Genomic DNA, 20,480 nt, shown 5'->3' with positions numbered 1-20,480 from the left:
TCTATATTGATTAGCGAATTATAGTCATTCTACTTCCCACTAATGTTTGGTCAAAATAATCTGCTCATACTCTACAAACGGATCAGGGATATCAATACAATAAGATTCGACATCGCTTGCCCCTACATACAATATGGCACGATCATTCGCTTCACGTGTTAATCCACCACTAAAAATAACATCGACTAAATCTGGACGCTTGGCAGGGCCTTCTGGAAAATCATTTCGAACAGCAATAATTTTCAGTTCAGACTTCTCCCTTGTCCATGGATTGAGTACAAAAGACATCGCATGATAATGTAGTATCTTATGTTCATCTCGATAAGCAATATGACCGAGTATGCCTAATAGTCCATTATTTAGCAAATGAATTTCGTTTGCTCCGCCCCACTCATTTTTATCGAATTGATCTTTAAATACAGGCGCACTAATAATATTAGATTCAGATAGATTTTGAAAAGATTCAAAAATACCAAATCCTATCAAAGCGATTGCCCCTTCTACACCAAATGGTCGAGAAAATACAGCAATATTGCCATCAGCCATTTCGTTTAAGCGAATATCTTTCATATTCCAGGGGCCTGTCACTGCATATTCAAAATCATGGATCGTTTTGCCACGATACAGTAAAGTACGCCAGCCAATAATCTTATGGTCCGGTTCTTGGTTCCGATAAATTTCCACGCCACCAAAGATCAATTCATCGTCTAGCTTCGTAATAAACGGATCTTGTAATTGAAAAGGCGTGAGATCTTCTTTCGGTTCCCATACCTCTCCATTACGTACAAAAAAAATCACTTCAGAGTCTTCGGAATCTCTTGCTTCTACACGTCCCGCAATATACAGTTCTCCATCATTCCAGAAAGGAGCTGTAATATTATAGACATCCAGACCATCTACTCCTGTAAAATGAAGCTTGGTTCCTTTTTGTTCGGCAGGCGTATACTCTGACAGTAATTCCCGGCACGTTTTGATATCCCAATCTAATTTCATCATGAGGTAAGAGTCAACCTTTCTCAGGTATATTCCTGAAGTCCTTTTTCTTTCAACATGATCACCATATCTTTGATATCCTGCGCACGGTCTTTGGCACAGATTAATAAGGCATCTTCTGTGTCTGCAATAATCAAATGATCCAGACCTATCGTAGTAATTAATCGCTTTTCACCATAAATAATAGAGTTACGTGTATCAATGCCTACATAATTGGCTTTCACAATATTGCCTTCTGCATCCGGTGGGAAAATCGCACCTAAAGCATCCCAGCTTCCAATATCATTCCATCCAAAATCACCTTCAAGCACAACCACTTCATCACAACGTTCTAAAATACCATAATCAATCGAGATATTTTGCAATAAGGGATAAATCTGATTGATCATCTCTTCTTCTTGATCGGTACCTAGATAAGCAATCAAAGGTAGCATTGTTTTGTACAATCGAGGTAGGAAACGCTTGAAGTTATCAATGATTGTAGATGTTTTCCAGATAAACATACCACTATTCCATAAATAATGCCCTGTTTCTAGATAAGATTTGGCTTTGACAAAGGTAGGTTTTTCTACAAATTCAGCAACTTCGTATACAGGACAAGGAGTATTCATCAACGGTTCGCTTTTACACGAAATATAACCATAGCCTGTTGCTGCAAATGTAGGCTTGATGCCTATCGTTACAATTTTGTCTGTTTCGATAGCAATTTGACACGCTTCTTCTAACTTGGTGCGGAATTTCTCTTCTTGTGTAATATGATGATCAGAAGGGAACACAATCATTAAAGATTCGCCATGATTTTTTTCGATATATAGAGCAGCTAGCAGAATACTTGCAGCCGTATTTTTGGAAACAGGTTCTACGAGGATATTGGAAGCTTGTACACTGGTATGCATAATACTTTCAAGTAAAGTCGCTTGAGAACGATGGGTCACAATAATGGTATTTTCCATAGGTATGACTCCATCAAAGCGTTGAATCGTATCATTTAGCATAATATCGTTACCGCTAATATTTAATAATTGCTTGGGGAGATCTTGCCGGGAAAGAGGCCAGAACCTCGTTCCTCCTCCACCTGCAAGAATAGTCGCAAATCTATTCATTGCCCATCACCGCATGAGCCATGCAGTAAGAGACGATATTCTCTGACCCTTGATTGAGATTTAAGCCTACTGCATGAATTCCATCATAACAACCGCCTGTTTGACGATCAATCAACGATTCATTACGTGAATTTCTACCGTGGAACCATTGATAGCATAACAAAGCTTGATCATGATACTTTTGTACACCAAGTATTTTGTAAGCTTCATAACAAGCCATTAACATCTCAGAAGCTTCGATCGGTTGCTCATCATAAGGTGCAGCAGGCTTACCACGCTGTAACCAACCATGACTACCTATCGGCTTGAAATAACCTTCAGAAACAAATGTTAACTCCGCTAAGAAATCTAAGCTTTCTTGGGCTGTTTTTTGAAAAGCAGCTGTATTGGAATGTTGAGACGCTTTGAACAAAGCCCACGGTAACATTGCATTACCATAAGTCACTTTGTCTTCAAACCAGTGCCAATCTGCACTAGCATGACCTTGATACAGATTGTGCAGACGAATCCCCATATTCTGAATCAAAGATTCGATTCGTGTGCGTGGTAAGAATGAAGCGCCTGATTTCTCACCTGTAGCAAATGGGAATGTATACGTTAACGCACCTGGAGTATCAAGCATAGTTGTTAATCCGATCAAAGCATACCCAATCGCTCTTGGAGCACGAATCTTCTCCAAAAATGGAAGTGCACGGTTGATCATAAATTTACATGTGTTTTGCAAATTATCTGGAATCGAAGGCTCCGCAATAGTGACACCTAATGCCCACAGACATCTACCCTGACAATCTTCAGAACCTGTTTTTTCTATAAATGTACGGTTGTAATCCATAAAGTTACGGAAGCTACCATTTTCATTTTGAGCATGGTAGATAAAGGCTAGATACGTATGCACAAGATCAAGGGAAGCCTGATCTTGTTTGGTTTTATAAAGTAATACCGCTGCGATGAGTGCTCTTGCATTATCATCAGAAGTGTAGCCTTTCGAACGGTCAGGAATACCAAATTTGGTGTGTTGAAAAATCCCTGTATCATCGGTTAAGCGTCGTAAGTAATCTGCAGATAAGGTAGATGTTGGCGTTGAATCGATGACGTTTTCCATTTTATACTGCACTCCCTTTTAATCCGTAACTGCTAGACATGACTTCACGAAATAGTTTGGCGTAGGACTTCACAACTTCGCTCCACATCATGGTTTGTCCAAGAGCCAAGGTTTTGTTTTCCATTTCTGTCTTCAGCTCTGGGTGATCTAATATATTCAACATATGCGTTTCTAACGATGCTGAATCATTGAACTCTGCTAGCATCCCTCTGCCATCTGCTAACATTTCAATAGCATAACGATAAGGCGTTGAAATAATAACACGTCCGTATCCTATTCCATAAGCGAGTGTTCCACTTACAGCCTGATCTTTTCCCAAATAAGGAGTCAAATAAATATCAGACATGACCAACGACTGAACCACTTCTTCTTGCGTCAACAGTCTATCTACAAAAGCGACATTATTCTCAAGTCCAAGTTCAGTGACCAAATCAGTTAGCTTTTGACGATATACTTCACCGACCTGTTGTTTCACGACTGGATGTGTTTTTCCCCATATAATATAAAGCGCTTCTGGATGTGTTTTGACAACACCGCTCATCGCTTGAATCGCATATTCGATTCCTTTACCCGGGCTCAAAAATCCAAATGTAGATAATACTTGACGATCACTATATCCATAACGTTCTTTCAATTCAGTACGACTACCTGTGTCAACAAACGGAACACCATGATGATACATTTCTATTTTATCAGCAGCAATATCGTATACTTCGATCAAATCTTGTACTTTATTCTGCACCATTGTTACTACTTTATAACTCATATCTGCTAGCTTTTTCATAATCTGACGTTGCTTATCGCTAGGTTCAGATAGAACGGTGTGGAAAATAATAATAAACGGTATGGTTAAATGTTCTGCAAGTTCTACAACATACTCGCCACTTTCGCCGCCGTAAATACCGAATTCATGTTGAATCACCAGTACGTCTGTGTTGGATTGATTCAATTCATTAGCCGCTTTCAAATAATCAGCACGTTCAAACTGATTAATTTGCCCCATGACCTGACTACCGTACTCATATGTTTTGTCATTGTTTACAGCCATAATATGTGGAGGATTAAAATCGCTTATTTTTTGAATTTCATCAAGCATATCTTGCGAAAAGGTAGCCAATCCACATTCTCTTGGTAGACTGGTTCCTAAAAATACAATATTCCGTTTTTTGATCTCTTTGTTCATAGTTATTTTCTCCCTTTTATTATATTATTTTCCAAAATGAGATAACAAAAAAGAAATAAAGATACCTTTATTTCTTAAGATCGAATAAATTTGTATTTGATTCTGTACGTATTGGATAAGCAATTAAAATGAGTCATGATGTATATTCTTAGCTGATATGTGTATCTTTCCGTTCCTATCTGCTTCCCTAACTTTACCACTCTGTGGATAAGTTGTCAAATAATTAACTTAGTATGGCAACATATTTGACAAGCAACAAACTTGTAGTAACATGATACATAACAACAAGAAAATGTGTTCGCATGGCGAGCTGATTAGACATCCATTGCTAATCAGCTTTTTTTGCGTAAAATTTTCTTGTATGTCCAAGGAGGCAATACAAATGAGTAACTCTATTGTATTAAATGAACGTAGTAGCCAACAAAGTGGATCGCAGATTCGTGAATTAAGAACTAGCGGGCGAATTCCTGCTACTGTATATGGTAAAGATATTGGTAGTGTTTCGGTTATGGTTGAAGAAAAATCATTTTTAGCAACAATTAAAGAAAATCCTCGCGCTATTCTTATGGCAGACATTCCTACCAAAGGCAAAAAGCCTGTTACTATTCAACATATTCAAAAAGATCCGATTACAAGAAAGATTTTGCATATTGATTTTCACCAATTGAATATGAATGTAGCAATGGATACTAAAGTAACTATTCATTTCTCTGGCGAACCGATCGGTGTCTATGAAGGCGGCGTTATGCAAGTCGAATTGTATGAAGTTGATGTTCGTTGTATGCCTGATGATTTGCTAAGTGCTTTTGAAGTCGATATTACTAAAATTGGTATTGGTGAGCATTTATTAGTATCTGATCTTGAATTCCATAAAGGCGTTGAAGTGCTTACTGATCCTACAGCTGTTGTAATCAAAGTATCTCCAGCTATTGAAGCCGAACTAGAAGATGAATCAGCTGTAGCTACTCCTGTTGTACCTGAAGTAGACAAACCTACTGCATAATTATATTTAATAAAGGCAATTCCTATAATCCTAATTTGTAATAAATATTTTAATTTAGCTTATTGCGATCTATTATAAAAGTCTGCTAACACTAGATTATTATGTGTATAGCAGACTTTTTCTATATTAAAATTCAAAAGAGTTACTATGAGGAAATAATCCGTATAATCCGCCAGTGTGAATAAACAAGATATTTTGTAGGTCTTGGAATGTGCCTTTACGAATTTCTTCAACTAACCCGTAAAAAGCTTTCCCCGTATACACAGGATCAAGAATTACACCTTCTAGCGAAGCCAGATCTTTAATACACTGTAATTCTTGAGGTTGACTTTGAGCATAACCTTTACCTACATAGCCGTCTATGATTTCTATCGCTTCAGTCGGTATCGTAACCGATTGATCAAGGTAATGAGCACTTTCTTCAATAACTGTAGTAATCGCTTTTATAAAATAATCTTCATCATCACACACATTAATCCCTATAATACGATGTGAAGTAGGAAGTAACTGTTGAGCTAGCAATAATCCACCATGTGTCCCACCTGAGCCTACTGCCACAATAACAGCATCGAAAGAGATACCTAATTCTTGCTCTTGCTGGACGATTTCTTGTAGCGCTGAGAAATATCCAAATGCACCGATTCCGCTTGAAGCTCCTTCTGGAATCACATAAGCTTGTTGTCCTTTAGCTGATACTTCATCAGCAATCGTATGCATAATATCCATCCGATGATCTCGATAATCTTCACTACTGATCCAACGTACTTCTGCACCTAATAAATGATCCAACAATAAATTGCCTTCGTATGTATCAGGATCATGACCACGTAATACAACGATTGCTTTTAGTCCGAGCTTGGCAGCTACGGCGGCTGTTGCACGACAATGATTCGATTGAATCCCTCCACAAGTAATCAACGTATCACAACCCTGGTCGATAGCTTCACGAATACAATATTCCAGTTTGCGAATTTTGTTACCTGATAATTCAGTCCCTGTCTGATCATCCCGCTTGATATAGATGGAAGGTCCTTGTAATTGCGCAGAGATACGCTCTAACTTTTCGATCTTGGTCGGTAGATTAGCCAGTATGATTCGTTCCGGGATAGTGATCATCGGATAATGCCTCCTTTATAGACTCTGTATGATCTATTACTTCTATATACCTTATTTAGGATAAATGAAAACAAAAGACACTACATCAAGTCAGTGTCTAGCTAGTTGAGCTTTTTTTCGTTTACGATATACTTGATAGCCTTTGCGTACACCTTCCAACATGATACCTGGCACTGGAAATAATATACGAGAAGCGACAGGCAAATATAGACGGTAATATGCTTTTTTGAAGTCTGTCCACATTTTACATTCTTCTTGTTTGTAAAAGTCAGAGATATCTACGATCAGCCCTCGTCCATGTTCAACCATCACATTTTTACCATGGATATCATGAGGACGTAGACCTTTGGAAATAGCATAATCGAGCGCCGCATCTATATCTTTGATCGCTTGTTCAGAGACTAGAATTCCACGTTTCATACATTCATAGACGGTTACACCTCGTAGACGCTTTAGAACTAGAAAATTCTCACCTACATAGTAACAAGCGGAATACGCAGGATGTACACCTAACTTTTCATAAACGGCTGCTTCTTCTTTTAAGCCTGTCTTCCCAATTGCATATACTTTCACTGCATAATCTTCATAATCGGGATGATAAAATACAGCTGCATAATTCCCTGCACCGAGTAAAATCCATGGCTGAGGTGCATTTTTTACTCGTACAGGCTCCATAAAATGAAAACTTTCTACAATAACATGAGCGATCAATTCATCCCTTACTTGCTGTAATAACTTTTCCATCTCATACGCTCCCTATAGCTTCATTCATCAACAGGTTATTCTTTTCTAAGTATGTACATACTGTAAGTGATTCACAGTATTATTTTACGTGATAATGTAGCAAAACGCATCTACATTTCATAGATTTATTTCACAAAAGATAAGCAATAGCTGCTGATATGACCCCTAATCTGATGTATGTTATACTTTTGTAGATGACTATATAAAGAAAGGAGCAAGATACCATGAATACATATGAAATTGTAGCGATGATTGCGCTTGTATTATCCGTATTTCTGTTACTGCGTGTCATTAGTCTACAAAGTCAACTCAACGAAATAAAATCAGATCTAGAATGGCTCAAAAATCGGCCGGGTAATGCAGGAGTATCTACCTCTTATCGTGCCAAGTCGGTATCTTCAACAAGTGAAGTTCATCCTCCTCATTCACCACCAATGATTGACCAAGCTACGTTTGAAGAACGTATATTGTTTTTGACTCATGACAATAAAAAGATTCAAGCGATCAAAGAAGTTCGTGAAGCACGTGGATGGGGACTCAAAGAAGCCAAAGATTATGTAGATCACTTGGAAAATGAATACAAACAAAAAAACCTGTAAGCACGATTTCAACGTGTTTGCAGGTTTTTTTTATAGAACGATCATTAAGTTACAGACTTTCAAAGTTTACTTATACATCTACGGTATTGGCTACTTTCGGCCATTGTCCGATAAATTCATCTTCAGCGTAAGCGAAGAAGTTGTGTAAAATATCTGCTCGATCGTCTAAAAACAATTCATCCGCAATCGCTCCGACTAACTTCGGTATCGCAAATCGCATGCCTGAAATCGCAGATGCCGATAATCCACAACTGACCAACGCAGAATAGTTAAAAACATACAATCCATGCAGTCGTTCTTTACCGGCTTCATCTCGACTTTGTAGACCGAACCCTGCATTAAGATACGGATGAGCATCCAATAATGGATTAGCCACGTCTGCCGGTGCTGTATATTTATCACTCCAACGTGCAATATGAGACTCTACTAACTTCAATTCAGGACGTAATGCGGGATCACTTAATAATCCTGTACTGATAATTAAGAAGTCAAACGAAAATCTTCCTTGAGGTGTGGTAACGACAGCTTGCTCACCTACTTGTTCAACCTTTAACCATGGTGATCCCAAATGAAGATGAAATCCATCCCATGCAGATGCACGTTCAAATGTATCATTGGTGGGTGGTTGATTGTATTTGAAAAAGTGCCCGATTGCTGCATATTTATCTTCATCTTGCAAAGCGGCAAACCGTTCAATCATACCCGATATTTCCATTTGTCGAATCGGATTGATTCGTGGTAATTGTTCACGTCTGACAAAAACATGAGCTTCGCCTACACCTTGCGTAAGGGCGAAATGAGTATTATCAAAAGCGGAAGCTCCGCCACCTAATATAGCTACTTTTTTGCCTTTTAACGGTTCAAAATCAATATCTGCTGAAGTATGAGCATACAGATGAGAAGGCAGATGATTACGGATCATTGGTGGAACATGCCACTCTCCTCCTCCTTGTATACCTGTCGCCAACACGACTTTCCGTGCTAAAAGTACGTCATTAACGCTTACTGAATCTGAGTTGGTATTCTCGATATGCAGACGGTGAATTCCTTCTTCGGTCGGTTCGATCAGCTTCAAGCGTACATGATTGCGTACAGGTAAATCAAGAATATGGCGATACCACCGTAGATAATTCATCCAGTCTCCACGTGGAATTTTATCCACAGCTGCCCATCCTTCTGCACCTGTCTGTGCTTCCCACCATGAGCGGAACGTTAATGAAGGAATCCCTAGATCTATTGATGTTAAATGCTTAGGAGTACGCAAAGTGACCATCCGTGCATACGTTTCCCATGGACCCTCGACCCCTTCTTTATTTTCATCTATAACCAAAATATTCGATATCCGTTCACGCAATAATCCAAAAGCCGCGCCCAGACCACTCTGACCACCACCTACAATCACGACATCATAGACATGACCTGCTGGATGTTGCAATGGACGTACCCAATCTGCTCCTCCATAAGCTAGATAAGAAAGGTCTGTTTTCACACGTTGATTCAGTTCTGCCAAACTCATACTCTCTCATCCTTCCTCTGCTCTATATCTATTGCTTATTAGAATGAATTGAAGCCATTTAATATGTGATGTTGATGTGATATATTATTTTATTTTATTTTAAATTTAAATGTAATGAGATGTAACTTGTAAGCTTATTATATATGTAATATTCTTCTTTTTAAAAGTTAATGATAGATTTATTGTCATCATTTCTAAATTAAATGCTTCATATTGTTCTTTATTACTAACTTTCTGATAATTTTTCTTTCTTTCATGGTATATAAGTTATCATATTGAGTTTTTTTATCTATTGGTTCTATTTCTGCACTAACTATTTCGTTCTTCTACCACGTAAATGTATATAACAAAAAGAACCTTTCTCTATAACTAAGAGTAAAGGTTCTTTGTTAATCATCTTTTTACGATTGTGAAGTACGACGTGCTAATGTACTCAAGCTTGCTCCATCTGCAAACAGTCGCTCTATATTTTGCGCCACGTCAGGATCAGGAATCAATGGTGGAGCTTGATGAGGCTTGGTACGTGCATCAATAATGACATTATCACAACCCCAATGCTTATGCTTGGTAAAGCTATTCACTCCATACATATCATGAGAAGGATTGCTTCGTGTAAACGTAACCCACAAGAAATTGTCGATCGTCGCACTTAAAAATGGACTATCATCGCACAGGATAATTAACGGACAGTCAGGCAATTCACCACGTTGTGCAATACTCTCACATAGATCCTGTAATTGTTGCTCGGTATGTTCATAATCGACAAAGCTAGCCCCTTGCAAAGCCACTACGCCTGGCATCACCAGATGAGCCGCTCCACATTGCGGTAGATCATGTAAGATCGCCGGAACCTCTGTACATAATTCACGCTTCGGTTCACCTACAGCTGCAAAGATCACTTTACTACCTGTATTAAGCCCGGTACCTGAATAGTCCAGAGTATCGATTGTCGTATTCGTATAGAAATGAATATCACGGTGCAAATTAATCCGCTTCAATATATACGTTAGAAAATGTTCAACATGATGAGAATCCAATATCTCTTCTTCTTCCGCAGTCATAAATAAATATTTGGCAAGACTTAACTGCCCTGTTCCCAGAATTCGATTCGCTATGGTCAGAATTTCCGCTGGTTGCTTCACTTGCTGATAAGGCGTGTATCGTTCGCTACCAATCGCAAATAACAATGGATGTACCCCTGCGGCATCGACAGCATGTACTTCTTTGACTCCCGGAATCTCTTGCTTGATCGCTCCACCTGTCAATTCATGAATCAGAGCGCCAAAAGCCGTATCTTCTTGCGGTGGTCGACCTACAACGGTAAACGGGAAAATCGCATTTTTGCGTGCATAGACTTTGTGTACACGTAACATCGGGAACTCATGAGTTAGACTATAATAGCCCAGATGATCTCCAAAAGGTCCTTCTGGCTTCGTCTCATCCGGATAAATCTCGCCTGTAATCACAAAATCAGCATCGTTGCTGACACAGAATTCATCCACATAACTATAGCTAAAATGTCGTCCTGCTAATAATCCTGCAAATGTTAACTCACTCATTCCTTCAGGCAAAGGCATAACCGCAGATAAGGTATGTGCTGGAGGGCCACCGATAAAACAGCTTACTTTTAGCGGTTTACCTTGACGATTGGCTTTCTCCTGATGAATACCAATACCACGATGAATCTGATAATGGATACCAATCTCTCGATTCAATTCATATTCATTTCCGTTTAACTGCACACGATACATCCCTAGATTAGAGTTCATAATGCCTGGCTTTTCGGGATCTTCGCTATATACCTGTGGCAATGTTACAAAAGCACCACCATCATCTTGCCAGTTCTGGATCAGTGGTAGATCCTCAATCTGAATTTCTTCAAATTCTGCTGGTAATCCACTCGATTTTTTCAAAGGCAAAGCTTTACGAGCAGATAGACCTGTACCTACATATTGAAAAGGATGCTTGAGTGCTTGCATCGGATTGTTACGCAAAGCGATTACATTTTGTGTGGATTCCCATGTCTCTCTAAAAATAAATTTGCTCCGTTCTACAGTTCCGAACAGATTCGATACTGCACGGAATCGAGAACCTTTTACATTTTCAAAAAGTAATGCAGGGCCGCCTGCTTCAAAAACACGCATATGAATCGCAGCCATTTCAAGATAAGGATCAACTTCTTCATGAATCCGAATCAGATGACCGTTTTTTTCCAGATCATTCACACATTCTTCCATATTACGGTAGTTCATATTCCAGCTCCATTCTACCTTTATTACTTGATCTATAGTGTAGGTTTACTTTGTTTCAAATTTGATTTAAAAATAAGTATATATGTTATATCCCCATTATGGCATGGTGTACGATATAGAGATGGTACTATTATGTGAACATGAGATCACTTCTTTTTAGTGTACGATATAATCCTGCAAAACGCATCTTACCACCTCAACTAAAATGCGCTTAATCATGATTGTTTACAAGTCACATATTATATCTCCCTCTTTATTTTCCGATATTAGTGCTAATGATGCCCCCACTTTCTAACAAAGGATGATCTATGTATGAAATTATTCAAAACGTCTGTGTTTGTCGTTACCGGTCTGGTAACAACTCTAGCGATTGTGCTTATCGCAATGGCTATGTATTCTGATCGCAATCTTTTCTCATCCTTTACTTCTGCCTCGGCAGATCAGTCTAGCTCTTCTTCACAAACCAACCCTACAACAATCAATGAACCATTATCCGCAGACCAGCTTCCACCTGTCGAACAATTTGCTTCGATTGCCAAAAAAGATCGTTATCAAAATAAAGTTGCTGTACTGATGTACCATGATATCGATCCAATCAAGCAAGGAGGCGATATTATCACACCTGCTCTGTTTGCGTCTCAATTGGATTATTTACGTTCTAAAGATATGAATTTTATCTCGCTTGAACAATTCCGATTATTTATGAAAGGTGGCAAAGTGCCAGACAACGCCGTATTAGTAACCTTTGACGATGGGTATGAGAACTTCTATACGACAGCCTATCCAATTATGAAAGAACGTCATATTCCAGGGGTAAGCTTTGTCATTACAGGAGACTTTAGCAAAGGCGCTCTTGTGGCGACTCCACATATGACCAAAGCAGAAATCAAAAATATGACCAGCACAGATCCAACAATGGAAGTGCAAGCTCACACCAACAAATTACATTACAAAACAAGCGATACTACAGACGCATTAACCGCTCCACTGGTAAAAGACGGAGTCACCGAGACCTATGAGCATTATCTAGCACGCATTGAAAATGATATGCGACGCTGTGTTGAAGCGCTTCGTCCACTCACTCCACATGTAATCAATACATTTGCTTATCCTTACGGATTGCATACGCCTGAAGTCGAGAAGATTATCCAAAAAGTAGGCATTCGTTATGCTTTTACAACAGAACTTGGATTAGTCACACGTGATACCGATCTTATGACGATTCCACGGATTAACGGGGGTTCTCCATTAATTGATCCAGAACGGTTATACAATTCAATCATGTGGGAAAATAAACTGCCGGGTCGTAACCTATTTATTCCTGATTCGATTCAACATAGCGGTCGTGAAGCAGGAGAATCCGAGAAATCTATGACTTCGAAATAAACCAACTATATTCTGATCTAAATACTAGCTTGCGATTGTTATGATTCCACAAATAAATAAGCTTTGAGAAACCAACCCGTTATCGCTTCATTACAGATAACGGGATTTTCTTTATAAAAATAATAAGCTGACACTTTTATGTCCATTCTATACAATAGATATGAAAATACGATGGATATACAAGGGGGAAATTTATGTTAGAAAAGAAGGTAACCTGGCTAGAGTTGTTTTATGATCTTCTATTTGTAGCGGCAGTCTCTAAAGCGACCCATGTGTTACTTCATGTCGAACACGGTGGTATGTCTTTGGAACAGTTAGCCAAGTTTTTACTTATTTTTATTCCGATCTGGTGGGCTTGGGTAGGGCAAAGCGTATATAACAATCGATTTGGAAAAGACAGCACCAAAGACCGGATATTTATGATTGTGCAATTATTTTTTGTATTGATCATGACAGCCAGTCTTAATATCGATTTTGATTCAAATTACATACCTTTTCTGATTGGATATATCGGTTTGCGAGCATTAATGGTGATTCAGTATATGATCACGACTACTCAAGAGAAACATCATCGCCAAGAAACGGCTCGATTTTTTGGCAGGTATTTCTGGCTAGGGATTGTTATTTCATGTTGTTCTTTGTTTTTCGATTCATGGATTCGTTATTTTGTTCTGTATGCCGGGATAGCAGTCGATATTATCGTCCCTTTGATCGGTCGTCGAAATCTAGTTAAAACGCCGATTCACACCGCTCACTTGTTAGAACGTTTTGCTTTATTTACGTTGATTTTGCTAGGTGAGTCAGTGATCAGTATGCTATCTGTACTGCAATCTGATCAATTTACACCTTCGTCTATTCTGTTTGCAGCGATGGCATTTGTATTGATTATTGCGATCTGGTGGCAGTATTTTGAAAATGTCGAAAAGCATGTGGATAAAGAAAAACAAACTGCCGGGCAAACGATTATGTATGGGCATCTGTTTATTTACTTTTCACTGAGTATGATTGCGGCTTCGATTCAATTATTATTTTTGGAGCAACTGTCGTATCTATTTATTCTTAGCTTTACATTTATTTCGGTATTGATTTACTTTGTGGCTGTAATGGTCGTATTCCATCGGTATCGCTACCATAACTTCAAGCCACGATTTAAAGTGATGATTGGACTGATTCTTACACTGATTGTCTTATTCGCTTTTGATTGGCTGGTTATGGTTTCTCCACATATCGTGTTGGCTGAATTGATGGTCTTCTTTATTGTATTTGCCAAAGTTACCACATAACCATTTCTACAAAGTAACATAAATAATCCCTGTATGCCATCGCCTGTTGAGGTTTTGGATGCAGGGATTATTATCTTATTTATCTCAAAAGTGTATGCTTGCTTATCTTCCTCTAATGTTCCGATGGATATCTTACGAACTAGCTATAACCTTTTGCTCGATGCCACGTAACAAAATATCTAATCCCGATTCAAACATCTCATCTGTACCAACTTCTCCAAATAAACCATTGGTATACATCCGGTGAATAATACTTACTTTTTCTTGCGGAATCTGGTCAAATGATTTTAGCGCCCAACCGTCTAATAACTTCTCATCTTCAACACCAATACCGATCGCGACTTGTTGACGTTCATACTCATCGAGTTCATGACACAATACATAGTTAATCACACAGACGATATAGTTCAACTTTTCTTTATCTGTCAGCGGAAGAGGTTCGATCGGTTGCAGAAATTGATCTAACAACTGCAAATAATCGCTTTCTAAAGGCAATGTTCTCATTAGCAATTGAGCAGAACATGGATAAATTCGTAACTGTTCTCGCATCGTGACTGCATAATGATGTAATTGTTTTTTCCAATCTCCACGCGGATGAATATTCAGCATAATTTCTCTTGCGACTTGATTTGCCATAGCTTGAAAAAGTAATTGTTTGCTTTTGAAATACCAATAAATCGAAGGCGCTTGAATCCCGATCAAGTCTGCTAATTTACGCATACTGAACTTTTCCAATCCATCTTGAGCTAACAATTCCCAAGATGCTTCTAATACTCTCGCTTCACTCACTGCTATTTTTTTAGCCATTTTACCCCTCTTATCTAACCCTGTAAGATTTTGTTCATTTCTTATTTGGTTCATGATATCATCTAACGATGTTAGATTCAACTTACAGTATTAAATAACAAATTAACAAAGAAGCTACTTATAATAATCAAGTAGCTTCTTTGTTATAGAGAATAGTATTATAGACAATCTCAAACTATTTCAGTTGGTATTTAGATACTTTGTTCTTCGACTCGTCTAATGTATAAACAATATTATTATCATATTGCATAATTTTAGTATCTTCGTTATTCAATTTAAAATTTTGGATAACAGACATATCTTTTGGATCAAGCACATATTGTTCTATCACAAGATCCAACCAAATTTTGTGATCATCTGTCATTCTAGCAGATGGATAAATAGGCACTTCATCATCTATATGATCAAATGCGTGTTTAGCTACAAATCCTTTCGAATCATAAAGAGAAACTGTTTTATCAACATAAACAATATAATAGTTACCTACTTCTCTAATCTCTGCATTACCTGGAACTTCTCTAGTCCATAATACTTTTCCTTGCGGAGAAATAGCAATTAAACGATTACCTGTTTTCGGTAAATCAGCTCTAAATAGTACAGTGCCATCATCCCATACTGTTGTATATCCAATATCTGTAGTGGCACCTTTTGGAAATTCATAGCGATATAAACGTTTCATTGCTGTATTATAAACATCGGATTTAAAATAATTAAAGGATACAGATTGGTTTTGGACAATGACATAGGTATCTGTTACTTTTTCAACATGTCCAGAAATCAATTTTTTAAATATTTGTTTGCCATTTTTATTATATCCATAGACAATCGTTGTCTCATTTCCTGTCTTAGTAGACTTAGGAACTATATAAAGCAATGTTCCATCTTTCATCAGGTGAACTGGATTATTCCATACTGCATCTGGATGTTGTTGTTCAGGAAGCTCAATCATCCAATTTTGTTTCCCTTTAGCATTGATAGAATACAATAAACGATTAGATTCAAAATAAGCATATGTTGTTCCATTTTTACCATACATGAATGGATACTCTGTTGTTAAATAACCTATTCCTTCTTTAAAAAAAGGGAATATCCATTTTGTCTTTCCTGTGTCTGGATCAACCGCATTAAGTGTGTCGTAATTCCATATTTTTGTGTATGTTTTCTCATCTTGCATATGTAAATAAACTAATTTCTGATCAGTTGCAAGATGAATATCATTTTTTACATCTAAAAATTCGTCCTTTGTACTTTGTGTCCATTGTGGATTAGATAACGTACTCCATTCTTTAGCAGATGCTATTGAACTAAACGATGATAATAATACAGATGTAGCCAATACACAGATTATTCTTTTTTTCATAATAAATATCCAACCTCTCCAGTATGTATTACATTTCAAAAAAAAGGGTTATTCCCCAGTATCTATATCGTCTTATGAAACGTTATAATGAAGTTTTTTATTGGATTTGTAAAAGAGCTATGATTATATCAAGCTGGGATAATAAAAAAACCTGTTAAACACTCTATAAAGTGTATAACAGGTCTTTTTATTATCTTTAATATTTATCCCAACACGGCTCCATTACTCTCAATCACTTTCTGATACCAGAAAAAGCTATCTTTCCGTGAGCGATCCAGTGTACCTTTACCGTCATTATCTTTATCGACATAAATAAATCCGTACCTTTTCTTCATCTCGCCTGTACCTGCACTGACAAGGTCGATACAGCCCCATGGCGTGTAGCCGATCAGGTCAACGCCATCCGCTATCGCTTCTTGCATAGCGATCACATGTTGCTTCAAATACTCAATACGATAATCGTCATGAATACTTCCATCGGCTTCCACTTCATCCACAGCACCCAGACCATTTTCCACAAGCATCAAAGGAATCTGGTAACGATTATAAATATTGTTCAGTGACCAGCGCAATCCTTGTGGATCAATCTGCCATCCCCAATCGCTTGCTTTAAGGTACGGATTTTTGAGTCCCATGGATAGATTACCACCTACTTGTTCTTGGTCAGGATCAGCGCTCACACAAGTCGAAGAATAATAGCTGAATGTATAATAATCGACACAGCCTTCTTTCAAAGTCTGCTCATCTTCTGGCTCCATCACAAGTTCAATTCCTTGATCTGCAAAATAACGCTTAGCAAAGCCCGGATAAGCTCCTCTAACCTGTACATCCGAACATAAGAAGTTCGTTAAATTATCTTTTTGTTGCGCCAAAATTACATCTTCTGGATTCGAAGTTAGCGGATAGGAGCACATATAAGCGATCATACAGCCGATTTTGAAATCGGGATTGATCTGATGCCCTAACTTAACGGCTTTGGCACTAGCTACAAATTGATGATGAAGCGCTTGGTATCGTGCTTGTGGATCATCTTGCGATGTATCGACTAATTCTCCATTGCCTTTGGGAATCATTGCGCCAGCCAGAAACGTTCCAAACGGTAGCGTCAAAATATTAATTTCATTAAAGGTTAACCAGTATTTCACAGTATCTTTGTACCTTGTAAATAGTGTCTCACAATAACGAGTGTAACAATCAATCACCCGACGATCAGACCAACCGTTATATTTCTGCGCTAGAGCAAATGGGGCTTCATAGTGAGATATCGTTACCAAAGGCTGAATATTATTCTTTTTCAACTCAGCAAAGACTTGATCATAGAATTGCAATCCTTCTTCACTCGGTTCAAGATCATCGCCATTCGGGAAAATACGTGACCAGGCGATCGACATTCTAAATACGTTAAAGCCCATTTCACCAAACAGAGCAATATCTTCTTTATACCGATGATAGTAATCAATAGCTTCATGGCTTGGATAGTTGAGTGTCGGGTCTAACGCTGTTGTGATTTTGCGAGACGTAGTATGAGTTCCTGCGGTCAGCATATCAGATGTACTTAACCCTTTGCCCCCTTGATTATAGCCACCTTCTAATTGATTCGCAGCTGTTGCTCCTCCCCATAGAAATCCTTTTGGAAATGTAGGCTGTACTGTGCTCATCATTCATTCCTCCTGTTATATAGTGATCAGTATCGTTCCAAGTGTCTGTTGATCTGTATACTGTCAGACACTTGGAACTTACATATGAGTAGAGATTATTTTGATTCAACAGAAAATGTATACGTATTCAGCAATGACATTCAATCTGTATTAGATCAAGACCGTAATTAGATCTTCTTTGAAATGAATCGCTTGCTTGTCGGTCTGCACAACATCTTGGAAATTAGCTGTATTGGAAATAATCACGGGTGTAGTTACGATATATCCAGCGGCTTTGATCGCTTCGATATCGAATTCCATCAACAACTGTCCTTTGGTGACGATATCGCCTTGTTTCACTTTAGGTGTAAAATGTTTGCCTTTTAACTTCACCGTATCCTGACCCACATGGATCAAAATATCTACGCCATGATCACTGGTAATTCCCAGCGCATGACCGGATGACAGCATCGAAGTCAATACACCATCCACAGGCGAATATACTTTGCCTTCAGACGGTTCAATCGCTATCCCTTTGCCCAGTGCACCTGAGGAGAATGCTTCATCTTCTACAGCACTAAGTGGAAGAATTGTTCCTTGTAATGGACTTGCAATCGTTTCTTGAGCGATTTTGATCGTTGTTTTGGGTGCTTGTGATTCTGTGACTTTAGCTGTTTCTTTGTCGTCTTGGAACATCGCATACATAATAGCAAATCCAAGCACAAAGCTGACTCCAATACCAATCAACATGCCATAGAATCCAGCATCTATACCGCTTGGTCCGATGTAACTTGGAATCCCGAAAATCCCCAATCCACCTACGATATAAGCTTTGGTACCTGCAAAGCCGATAATCCCTCCACCTACCGCAGCCGCTATACAGCTGATAATAAATGGTTTTTTACGAGGAAGTGTGATTCCATAAATCGCTGGCTCGGTTACCCCAAAGATACCTGAGATAAATGCAGGAATCGAAAGCGATTTGAGTTTGACGTTTTTCGTTTTGAGTAAGATTGCTAGCACAACACCTGTCTGTGCAAATGAAGCTCCAAACATCCCTGCTAAAACAGGATCGAATTTCATAACGGTTAAGTTGTTGATCACAATCGGAACCAGACCCCAGTGTAAGCCGAAAATAACAAACACTTGCCAGAACGCACCGATCAACATCCCTTCAATAATCGGGCTTAAGTTATAGACAAATAATGTACCTGCCCCTAACAATTGACCTGCCCATGTAGCGATCGGCCCAATAATAAGTAACGTTAACGGAACAATAACAAGCAATGTACAGAACGGAACCAAGAATGTACGCACAACACTTGGAATAATTTTTTTGAAAAATACTTCTAACTTCGAACCTACATACGTAGCTAAAATAATCGGAATAACACTAGACGAATACGTCATCAGAATCACAGGTATTCCTAAAAATGTAATATGGATCGGTGACTCAAATAATGTACCTGCGAATAAAGTGTACAATGGATCGCCAGCAGTTAATCCACTAAGCGAGGGATAAACCAGTGTTGCTCCAATAGCCATCCCGATAAATATATTGGCATTGAACTTTTTGGCAGCCGTATAACCCAGAAAGATTGGGAAGAAATAAAATAGACAATCGCCTAATGCATTAAGAATTTCGTACGTTCCTGACTCTTTTGTTAACACATGTAATGCAAGCAGTAATGCAGTAAATCCTTTGATCATCCCTGTAGCACACAGCACGCCTAAGATCGGAGTAAATACGCCGGAGATCATATCAATAAAGCGATTAAACAAGCTTACTTTCTCTCCGTTAGATGTATCTTGTACTGTATCTGCTTGAAATCCTCCAATGGTACTCACTTCAGCGTACACATCAGGTACATGATTCCCAATAACCACCTGATACTGTCCACCACTCTGAATAACGGTAACGACGCCATCCATATTTTTAAGTACATCCGTATTGGCTTTGCTTTCGTCTTTTAATTTGAAACGCAAGCGTGTAATACAGTGTGTCAGACTATTCACATTGTCCCGACCACCAATATTGTGGATAATATCTTTGGCTAATTGTTCATATTTCATGGTTATCGCTCCTTTGGCATTGAGGTACGAAAAAAAGACAAAACCCAACTAGATCGCGTAGATGTAGATACGATCTGATTAGGTTTTGCCTGCATGACCAGTAACAATCCTATTTCTATTCTTTTGAGGGTAAGGAGTATCCTGAGCTTGCTGTATCACTTTATAGTAAGCGCTTACTTTAAAGCGATATTGAATGCTCTAGATAGAGATATTATACGCAAAAAGGCAAAACCCAACACATGTCAGACCTAGCTACATGTACTGGGTTTTGCCTTTGCAGTAACAATCCCTAAAGCAAGAATATCATCGTTTGATTCATTTGG

General features: G+C 38.4%; 16 protein-coding genes. 4 read left to right on the top strand and 12 right to left on the bottom strand.

Annotated features, from left to right (window positions below; genetic code table 11):
* Positions 1 to 39: 39 nt before the first annotated feature.
* From PO903_RS12850 to PO903_RS12835, 4 genes are read right to left on the bottom strand one after another with little or no spacing between them, the layout of a single operon-like run.
* Positions 40 to 996 carry a DUF1861 family protein gene (locus tag PO903_RS12850; protein WP_193555942.1) on the bottom strand — a complete coding sequence of 319 codons (957 nt, stop codon included), beginning with the start codon at positions 994 to 996 and terminating at the stop codon, positions 40 to 42.
* Positions 997 to 1,016: 20 nt separating this feature from the next.
* Positions 1,017 to 2,096 (bottom strand): mannose-1-phosphate guanylyltransferase, encoded by a 1,080-nt coding sequence (locus PO903_RS12845; RefSeq protein WP_273593605.1) that lies wholly within the window; start codon positions 2,094 to 2,096, stop codon positions 1,017 to 1,019.
* Positions 2,089 to 3,198, bottom strand: a complete 1,110-nt coding sequence (locus tag PO903_RS12840; protein ID WP_069327020.1) for a prenyltransferase/squalene oxidase repeat-containing protein — start codon at positions 3,196 to 3,198, stop codon at positions 2,089 to 2,091. The genes PO903_RS12845 and PO903_RS12840 overlap by 8 nt, the downstream gene beginning before the upstream one ends.
* A gap of 1 nt (position 3,199) precedes the next feature.
* Positions 3,200 to 4,381: a glycosyltransferase family 4 protein gene (locus PO903_RS12835; RefSeq protein WP_083243410.1), complete on the bottom strand. Its 1,182-nt coding sequence runs from the start codon at positions 4,379 to 4,381 to the stop codon at positions 3,200 to 3,202.
* A 382-nt stretch (positions 4,382 to 4,763) separates the two neighbouring features.
* Between PO903_RS12835 and PO903_RS12830 the strand changes: the two genes are divergently transcribed.
* The gene (locus PO903_RS12830; protein ID WP_069327018.1) at positions 4,764 to 5,384 is read left to right on the top strand and encodes a 50S ribosomal protein L25; all 621 of its coding nucleotides are present in this window, start codon (positions 4,764 to 4,766) and stop codon (positions 5,382 to 5,384) included.
* Between the two features lie 126 nt (positions 5,385 to 5,510).
* Here the strand turns inward: PO903_RS12830 and PO903_RS12825 are convergent, their stop codons facing one another.
* A complete protein-coding gene (locus PO903_RS12825; protein ID WP_273593604.1) occupies positions 5,511 to 6,500 on the bottom strand; it encodes a D-cysteine desulfhydrase family protein in 990 nt (329 codons plus the stop codon).
* A gap of 90 nt (positions 6,501 to 6,590) precedes the next feature.
* The gene (locus PO903_RS12820) at positions 6,591 to 7,244 is read right to left on the bottom strand and encodes a serine/threonine-protein kinase (RefSeq protein WP_273593603.1); all 654 of its coding nucleotides are present in this window, start codon (positions 7,242 to 7,244) and stop codon (positions 6,591 to 6,593) included.
* A 224-nt stretch (positions 7,245 to 7,468) separates the two neighbouring features.
* Here PO903_RS12820 and PO903_RS12815 point away from each other — a divergent pair, with 224 nt between their 5' ends.
* A complete protein-coding gene (locus PO903_RS12815; protein WP_069327015.1) occupies positions 7,469 to 7,843 on the top strand; it encodes a ribosomal protein L7/L12 in 375 nt (124 codons plus the stop codon).
* Between the two features lie 70 nt (positions 7,844 to 7,913).
* Here the strand turns inward: PO903_RS12815 and PO903_RS12810 are convergent, their stop codons facing one another.
* Both PO903_RS12810 and PO903_RS12805 read right to left on the bottom strand, forming a co-directional pair.
* Positions 7,914 to 9,359, bottom strand: coding sequence for an FAD/NAD(P)-binding protein (locus PO903_RS12810; RefSeq protein ID WP_273593602.1), 1,446 nt, complete (start codon positions 9,357 to 9,359; stop codon positions 7,914 to 7,916).
* 401 nt (positions 9,360 to 9,760) lie between these two features.
* Entirely contained in the window at positions 9,761 to 11,611 is a 1,851-nt protein-coding gene (locus tag PO903_RS12805) for a UbiD family decarboxylase (RefSeq protein ID WP_069327013.1), read from the bottom strand.
* Positions 11,612 to 11,923: 312 nt separating this feature from the next.
* Here PO903_RS12805 and PO903_RS12800 point away from each other — a divergent pair, with 312 nt between their 5' ends.
* Positions 11,924 to 12,997 (top strand): polysaccharide deacetylase family protein, encoded by a 1,074-nt coding sequence (locus tag PO903_RS12800; protein ID WP_273593601.1) that lies wholly within the window; start codon positions 11,924 to 11,926, stop codon positions 12,995 to 12,997.
* 194 nt (positions 12,998 to 13,191) lie between these two features.
* Positions 13,192 to 14,280, top strand: coding sequence for a low temperature requirement protein A (locus PO903_RS12795; RefSeq protein WP_273593600.1), 1,089 nt, complete (start codon positions 13,192 to 13,194; stop codon positions 14,278 to 14,280).
* Positions 14,281 to 14,412: 132 nt separating this feature from the next.
* Here PO903_RS12795 and PO903_RS12790 read toward each other — a convergent pair whose 3' ends face one another.
* From PO903_RS12790 to PO903_RS12775, 4 genes are all read right to left on the bottom strand, one after another.
* Positions 14,413 to 15,087 (bottom strand): TetR/AcrR family transcriptional regulator, encoded by a 675-nt coding sequence (locus PO903_RS12790; protein ID WP_273593599.1) that lies wholly within the window; start codon positions 15,085 to 15,087, stop codon positions 14,413 to 14,415.
* A gap of 175 nt (positions 15,088 to 15,262) precedes the next feature.
* Complete coding sequence (locus PO903_RS12785; RefSeq protein ID WP_273593598.1) at positions 15,263 to 16,447, bottom strand: outer membrane protein assembly factor BamB family protein; 1,185 nt, start codon at positions 16,445 to 16,447, stop codon at positions 15,263 to 15,265.
* Positions 16,448 to 16,650: 203 nt separating this feature from the next.
* Entirely contained in the window at positions 16,651 to 18,105 is a 1,455-nt protein-coding gene (locus PO903_RS12780) for a glycoside hydrolase family 1 protein (protein WP_502921643.1), read from the bottom strand.
* Between the two features lie 150 nt (positions 18,106 to 18,255).
* Positions 18,256 to 20,157: a beta-glucoside-specific PTS transporter subunit IIABC gene (locus PO903_RS12775; protein ID WP_273593596.1), complete on the bottom strand. Its 1,902-nt coding sequence runs from the start codon at positions 20,155 to 20,157 to the stop codon at positions 18,256 to 18,258.
* Positions 20,158 to 20,480: the final 323 nt, after the last annotated feature.

Source organism: Paenibacillus sp. PK4536 (assembly GCF_028594455.2).
Classification (GTDB): Bacteria; Bacillota; Bacilli; order Paenibacillales; family Paenibacillaceae; genus Saccharibacillus; species Saccharibacillus nuruki.
Note: the sequence above shows the minus strand (reverse complement) of the source record. Positions and strands in the feature narration are given on the sequence as shown.